Source organism: Bartonella sp. MM97QHHN (genome assembly GCF_042194285.1).
Taxonomy (GTDB): Bacteria; Pseudomonadota; Alphaproteobacteria; order Rhizobiales; family Rhizobiaceae; genus Bartonella.
The window spans coordinates 1-5,643 of record NZ_JBHIMS010000056.1 but is presented as its reverse complement, the minus strand read 5'-3'; the positions used below and the strand labels follow the sequence as shown (position 1 = coordinate 5,643).

Sequence of the window (5,643 nt, the reverse complement as noted above, 5' to 3'; positions counted from 1 at the left end):
ACCGACCAATGTTTTGATCATCATCATAGACAACTAATAAAATTTCATTGGAATTAATAAGAATTGGCTTATCCATAATTTTTCCTCCCTAACGCCTCTTGGCGATTGTTCGTGTTAATGTAATTTAATCTACACCAGATCGGCTTTTGCTTCTTCGTGATATGTTGTTATAGAGGAGTATACCGTAAAGGATTATTATGGTCAAGTCATTTTATGCTAAAATGGTTTTTTATAAATGAACTTTAATATTTATTACGAATCGGTTTGAGTATTGTAGCGTTCAGTGTAGAGGCATGATACTTCCTAGTATCCCGTAAAAAAATAAATCAGTTAGCTGTATTTGAAATTTATATGCAGGAAAAATTGGGGCAGTGTGCAGACAGAGCCAATCGATGGGTAGATAACGCCGTAGTTTTTTTATAAAAACTGCGGACGAACAAAAAAACCCCGCTTCAGCGGGGCATACATAGGTTGTTAGAATATCTTATAAATATTTTTTTGCTGTTTCTCTTATTCTGTCTGCAAAATCATAAATATTATCTAGCGTTTCAATACCGACTTTTTCATCAATATCAGTATCGAAAAGGGCTAGTTGCTTATGTTTTCTGTTAAAGTGCAGTCGAACCAACGGCTTTCTGTTATTATTGTCAATTAAAATGGCGCAGTACGACTTTGCATCTCTGATAACAATACGGTCGGCAGAAATAACTTCACGCGCAATTGCCTTGACAATCATGAAGCCTTCAACTTCCTCTTCGGTCGTTATTATGGCATGTTCATTACCAATAGATGTAGCAATATTATCTTGCTTGTCGGTTTCAGTTGTTGTTTGTAAAGCGCTAGAAAGCCGACTTTTTACCGCATCAGATATTACTTCGCGAAACGCATTTTTAGTAACACCTGTGAGCATTTCTAAGACATTAGCAGTCAGGCGCCCTTCATAAACATCCGCACAAGCAACACGAACAAAACCTTCGGACGGATTTTCTATTTCTTTTTGGATGTTTTGTTTTATTCCAGATACATATTTGAGCTGCTCGGCTGTCACCAATATATTTTCAATATTAAATGCTGAGCGTTCAAACTTTTTAAGCTCTGTAAGTACCACAGTATTGTATTCTATTACATCAAAAGTAAGGAATGGCCTATTATCGAGCTTGTTTGCAGCATCAAGATCTGTGTAAAAATGAAAAAATCGACCATTTGTCAAAATCGCGAATTTAGCATTCGTTACACTAAAGTATCGATATAATTGACTTAAATGCTTTGAACTCAATTCGCAAGATATCGGTTTGCACTCAAAAAGAATACGTATCTCACCGTCTATACGGATAGCATAGTCAACTTTTTCACCTTTTTTACCAACGGCATCAGCAGTAAACTCGGGAATGACTTCAAGTGGATCGAAAATATCATACCCAAGTGCGCGCAGAAATGGTAAAACGACCGCTGTTTTGACCGCTTCTTCAGTTAACATAGTATCTGAATGATTTTTGACTTTATCAGCTATTATTTTTAAGCTCTCGTCTACTGTCCCCATTCCCGCTTCTCCTTTGTTTTCAGGGTTTTCTTAAAATCCAAAGAACTTTCCCAACTACACGAATCTCCTCTCCATCAGTTGCCCCATTTATTTTGATAGGTTCTTGATGATTGGGTTCAGTACTTTCAGGCCATAGTTCAAATCCACTAATAGTTTGACGTATACGTTTAGCTGTACGCTCAATCATTTGACCATTGAATCGGCTGCGTTCAACTATCACGAGATCGTTAGGTTCCACATTAATGCCGGCTTTTATTATGTCTACGCAAATAAGTTGATCACCATCACGAGCAATTTTGTTAAGGCAGTTGCCCTCGATTTTTAAAGCAAATTGAAAGTGAGCTGGGTATTTCGAGGTGCTGGGTACATATTCTATGTCATCAAATCCAAAATCCATATCTTCGACCGACATCCACGAGCTAGCAGCAACTTTTCCTATCACCGGTATCATTCCAATAGCATTAGATATGGGATGTATTTCCTCGTTTTCTGGGAAAAGAAGATTAAACGGCTTTACACCAAGATGTGGTGCTAACTTTTCCGCCCACTCTTTGGTTAATTTTCGCTCACCTTTTTCAAGCCGTTTTATTTGAGGTTGCGTGGTACCAGCTTTTTCAGCCAATTTCACCTGTGTGAGTCCCAAATCTTTCCTCAATTTTTTAATTATATGCATGCTCTAAACCTTACACCAAGACTGCTTATTTAACAAAGTCCATAAAGGTATTTTTTATTGACTAAAACAGTCTTTTATGGTATTTATTTGAATTATGGAAAAATTGAAATCATATCTCACACGAAATAAACTATCTCAAGCCGAATTTGGGAAGCAAGTTGGCGTAGCACAGAGTACGATTAACAGGTATTTACGCGGCTTGCGGTTTCCTGAGCCTGAAATTGTCTTAAAGATTGAAAAGACAACCAATGGTATTGTTCGTCCCGTTGACTGGTATGTCGATTTATACCCACGCCCCTCTCTTGAAGAGGTGGGCGTGCCACTTACTACAGCTGATAACAAACACCCACAGCAGCCTTCACACTCTTAAGAAGAAAGAAAGTAAAGATGGATTATGGTTTAGCGGCAATTATTATACTTTTTACGACCAATGTAATTACGGTTTTTTGTTTGTGGGCCTATCGTAAAGTTTTTTATTTATATCGTAAAAAAGAGCAAAGCTATGTAAATGTTTTGCAAAAATCATATTATACTTTTTATATTTTGAAAGATTTAATACAGGAAATAGGTTTTCCAGAAGGCTGTACAATCGTTTTTAATAATTCTGATTGGAATTTTTCTTTTGATGAAAACAACCATTTAATAGCCAAAAATTCTTTAGGACCAGAATTGTCCATAAAGATGCATGGCGACACAAAATATTTCAAAGAAAACTCTCAAAAAATTTTTGAAAAACACAATCGGTCCAAACATTAAATGTAACGAGATGAGGCATGCAGTGTATTTTTGAATTGAGTAAGTTCATTTTTTTTAATTTATGACTAAACGCTCTGTCATAGCAAACATATAAATACGTAGAGCCTTAAGGGGGGGATAATCATGGTTTTTAAAGCACATAAGAATGACATTGGTAAACCGCGTGTTGATCTTATTCCACCGTTGACACTGATTGAAATCGGTAGAGTTTTAGAGCTTGGAGAAAACAAATACGGTGCAAGCAATTGGCGTCATGGCATGAATTGGAGCCGTTTGTATGGAGCTTCTTTACGTCATTTATTAGCATGGTTTGGTGGAGAGAATAAGGATGGCGAGAGTAATTTATCACACTTGGCACATGCGGCTTGTTGCATTCTTTTTTTAATGGAATGCGAGGCAAAACGGATTGGCCGAGATGACCGCCCTAAAAGCAAAGAATAGAGATCAGAATGAGTTCGAATGAGATTTTAATAGCGGGCTTGGTAGTTTTGGGAGCTTTGCTTGTATGCGGAGCGATGTTGCGTGTTGTATTTTATTATCGCAACAAAGTCAAAGTTCTTAAAGAGCAGGTCTTGACTTTAAAAAGCAGCATAAAAACTCTTGATGAAGAATACGCGTGGTCAAGAAGTGCATCTTCAAAGGACGTGGCAAAGAGAACTAGTGATCTGAATATTGCAATTAAAGAACGCGATAGAGCGATAAAAGAACTACAACAAAGGACTGAAGAACATGAAAAGGCATTCAGAGATGTAAGTGAAGTAGTGATGGCACTAAAAGCAGATGTTCAATCACGTGACGAGGAAATTGAAAGACTAAGACAAGAGCTTAAGCAGCGTGAAGGTGCAGTAAAAACGCCGCCTCATAAGAAGAAAAGAAAGTGAGGGAAAAAAGATGAGTGTGACAGCGATAGCTTTGGGTATTGCATTTGTGATCTTTGATTTACTTATAATCTCCTTTGTTGTCTCGGAAATATTAGACAAAAAGAACGATAAACTCCGTGAGATCATTTCGAAAAAACATAAAATTTTACACGATTTGAAAATGCATATCTTCAAGAATGGGGTGGGAACATGAATCTAGGTGAATTAGTACTCTACTTATTCATATCAATAAATGCAGTGTTTTTTATTGCAATGATGGTTTTTATACTTTTAGTTGCGCCTATTTACATAGTGTATACTTCTGCTCAACCCGTCATAAAAAAGAAGAAAATTCTTAAGGAATTAGATGCTGAGATTGAGAGTTTAAAGCACAAGATTAATGAGAAGTAGGTACTGGTGATTTAGATGTCTCATACAATTCTTTGCCTTGATCTAGGGACCAAGACAGGCTGGGCGATATGCGGTGCGGATGGTCACATCATCAGTGGTGTCATGAATTTCCACCCCCGATATTTTGAAGTCGGTGGAATGCATTATTTACGCTTTAAGAGATGTCTATCAGAAATAAAACAGACAGTAGGCAGCATTGACGCGATGTATTTTGAAGAAGTGAGGCGTCATAATAGTACTGATGCAGCGCATATTTACGGTGACTTGTTATNGCGTGCAAAAGGTCACGCGCCTTGTGATGACAACGAAGCAGATGCTTTGGCAATTTTATATTTAATGAAAGAAGGGGATATACATGTCCGGTAAAATACCATGGACGAGACTGTTTGCCGATAAATGGGCGGTGGTCGTCGATTATTTACCTCCTGTAGAAGGTAATATCTATATGAGATTGCGATTTCGCATGCTTCGTACTGGTGAACCTCTTTTTTGTAATATTAAAGTTTTATCTCATTACACTGGTTATTCAGTAAAGAAATTTGAGACAGCATTGAATGTTTTGCTAGAAGAGGGATACATCATTCGTTTAGAAGATGGTCGTTTGTGGAGTTCACAAGTTGAGGAGGAACTCAATAACTTCAATGAAGATCTAAATAATAATAAAGAACAGGAGGGGAAATATGTCAACTAAGTTAGCTTGGGTTCGTTGTTTTCCTTCTGATTGGGTATCTGATGCTAGTGGAATGACGTCGCATCAAATATCGACTTATATGATGTTGATATTGCTTATGTATAAGAAGAGACAGCCAATTCTTGAGAATGCCTCTATATTAGCACGCATTTCTGGTTGTTCAGTAAAAGCTTTTAATAAAGCGCTAGATTTTTTATTGAGTGATGAGAAACTGATACGTTTAGAAGGTGGTCGTTTATGGAGTTTACAGGTTGAAGAGGAACTCAACAACTCTAATGAGAATTTGAATAAGTTTTCAGAGAGAGCGCAAAAGGCAGCGAAGGCAAGATGGGATAAAAATACAAAAGATGCTTGTGATATTAAGCATGATGCTAACAGCATGCTTAAGGATGCTAAGCATGATGCTTGTGATGCTATAACAAACAATACAAACATATATATAAAAAAACTAAAACTATCGTTTTAGCAAAAAAAGAAATTGGTTCTGAAAGTTTAGAAACAAACGAACAGGTTGACGAACCAACAGAGGTTGCTGCTGTTGAGACCACATCAGAGCAAATCACAACGGGTGTAGACAACCAACCTCCCATTCACGAGCAAGAGAACATTTCCCAAAAAGCAAAACGAGCGAAAGCTAATCGCGGTTGTCGATTGCCTACGGATTTTGAACCCGATTACGATTTTGCAATCGAAGAGGGCTTGCCTCCAGAGC

Annotated in this window: 7 protein-coding genes and 2 pseudogenes; 7 read left to right on the top strand and 2 right to left on the bottom strand. The window is 37.4% G+C overall.

Features of this window, described 5'->3' with window-relative positions:
- Positions 1-484 precede the first annotated feature (484 nt).
- On the bottom strand, positions 485-1,540 hold the full coding sequence (locus ACFIJW_RS02920) for a type I restriction endonuclease (RefSeq protein WP_144755027.1): 1,056 nt from the start codon (positions 1,538-1,540) through the stop codon (positions 485-487).
- Positions 1,541-1,559: 19 nt separating this feature from the next.
- Entirely contained in the window at positions 1,560-2,213 is a 654-nt protein-coding gene (locus ACFIJW_RS02915; protein ID WP_004856665.1) for a LexA family transcriptional regulator, read from the bottom strand.
- 94 nt (positions 2,214-2,307) lie between these two features.
- On the opposite strand from ACFIJW_RS02915, the gene ACFIJW_RS02910 reads away from it, so the two are divergent.
- The 7 genes and pseudogenes from ACFIJW_RS02910 to ACFIJW_RS02880 form a co-directional block, all read left to right on the top strand.
- Entirely contained in the window at positions 2,308-2,583 is a 276-nt protein-coding gene (locus tag ACFIJW_RS02910; protein ID WP_375633226.1) for a helix-turn-helix domain-containing protein, read from the top strand.
- 17 nt (positions 2,584-2,600) lie between these two features.
- Entirely contained in the window at positions 2,601-2,969 is a 369-nt protein-coding gene (locus ACFIJW_RS02905) for a hypothetical protein (protein ID WP_375613947.1), read from the top strand.
- A 123-nt stretch (positions 2,970-3,092) separates the two neighbouring features.
- Positions 3,093-3,410, top strand: coding sequence for a dATP/dGTP diphosphohydrolase domain-containing protein (locus tag ACFIJW_RS02900; protein ID WP_375613946.1), 318 nt, complete (start codon positions 3,093-3,095; stop codon positions 3,408-3,410).
- A gap of 8 nt (positions 3,411-3,418) precedes the next feature.
- Positions 3,419-3,850 (top strand): hypothetical protein, encoded by a 432-nt coding sequence (locus tag ACFIJW_RS02895; RefSeq protein WP_375633225.1) that lies wholly within the window; start codon positions 3,419-3,421, stop codon positions 3,848-3,850.
- 405 nt (positions 3,851-4,255) lie between these two features.
- Positions 4,256-4,510: pseudogene (locus ACFIJW_RS02890) on the top strand (hypothetical protein); the annotation flags it as partial.
- Between the two features lie 85 nt (positions 4,511-4,595).
- Positions 4,596-4,931, top strand: a complete 336-nt coding sequence (locus ACFIJW_RS02885; protein WP_375633224.1) for a DUF1376 domain-containing protein — start codon at positions 4,596-4,598, stop codon at positions 4,929-4,931.
- Positions 4,921-5,643 (top strand): annotated as a pseudogene (locus tag ACFIJW_RS02880) (DUF1376 domain-containing protein); the annotation flags it as partial. The gene ACFIJW_RS02885 and the pseudogene ACFIJW_RS02880, both read left to right, overlap by 11 nt.

Bases quoted from the DNA above. Each gene is read 5' to 3' on its own strand.
- ACFIJW_RS02885 (WP_375633224.1), top strand. From the start codon at position 4,596: ATGTCCGGTAAAATACCATGGACGAGACTGTTTGCCGATAAATGGGCG.
- ACFIJW_RS02895 (WP_375633225.1), top strand. From the start codon at position 3,419: ATGAGTTCGAATGAGATTTTAATAGCGGGCTTGGTAGTTTTGGGAGCT.
- ACFIJW_RS02900 (WP_375613946.1), top strand. From the start codon at position 3,093: ATGGTTTTTAAAGCACATAAGAATGACATTGGTAAACCGCGTGTTGAT.
- ACFIJW_RS02915 (WP_004856665.1), bottom strand. From the start codon at position 2,213: ATGCATATAATTAAAAAATTGAGGAAAGATTTGGGACTCACACAGGTG.
- ACFIJW_RS02920 (WP_144755027.1), bottom strand. From the start codon at position 1,540: ATGGGGACAGTAGACGAGAGCTTAAAAATAATAGCTGATAAAGTCAAA.
- ACFIJW_RS02910 (WP_375633226.1), top strand. From the start codon at position 2,308: ATGGAAAAATTGAAATCATATCTCACACGAAATAAACTATCTCAAGCC.
- ACFIJW_RS02905 (WP_375613947.1), top strand. From the start codon at position 2,601: ATGGATTATGGTTTAGCGGCAATTATTATACTTTTTACGACCAATGTA.